The 523-nt window shown below is 67.3% G+C and carries 1 protein-coding gene; it reads right to left on the minus strand.

What is annotated here, in order from left to right; genetic code table 11:
- On the minus strand, nt 1–504 hold a 504-nt coding region (locus IF188_RS20020; RefSeq protein ID WP_191173572.1), incomplete at its 3' end, for an ATP-binding protein.
- Nucleotides 505–523: the final 19 nt, after the last annotated feature.

A 523-nucleotide genomic window follows, 5' to 3' on the forward strand; every position in this document is an offset into this window, starting at 1 on the left:
CACGAGCAGCGTGAACGCGGCGTACTTGCGCAGCCATTTCTCCCTGCCTGCTGGGCGGTCCTTCGCGGTGGCCCAGGTCTCTTCGAGGTCGGGCATGCGGATGTAGTGCGCCCGGTAGCGGTGCTGACACGCTTGCTTGGCCAGTGCGGACCCGAGGTAGGACTTCCCGGATCCGGTGAACCCTTGGAACACGACGTTCATGTGCCGAGTGATGAACTGGCGGGTCCCGAGCTGCGCGATCACACCCCTGTCCAGGCCGCGCTGCTCGAGCATGTCGACGCGGCGCAGGTCCGCGTTCGGGTAGCGGAGCCCGGCCCGGCGGATCAGTCCCTCGACCTTGGAGTGGGTGAACGCGGCGTGGGCGTCGTCGACGGCGAGCTTGATCCGCTCCTCGAACACCAGCCCCATCGTGAGGGCGTCGTCCTGGATGTCGAACGCGTCGACCAGGGCGGGAACGCCCATCTCCCGCAGCTTCCGCTTCGTCTCGGAGTCGAGCCGGCTCATCGGGTCTCTCCTGCGTAGT

It is taken from the genome of Microbacterium helvum, assembly GCF_014779795.1.
Classification (GTDB): Bacteria; Actinomycetota; Actinomycetes; order Actinomycetales; family Microbacteriaceae; genus Microbacterium; species Microbacterium helvum.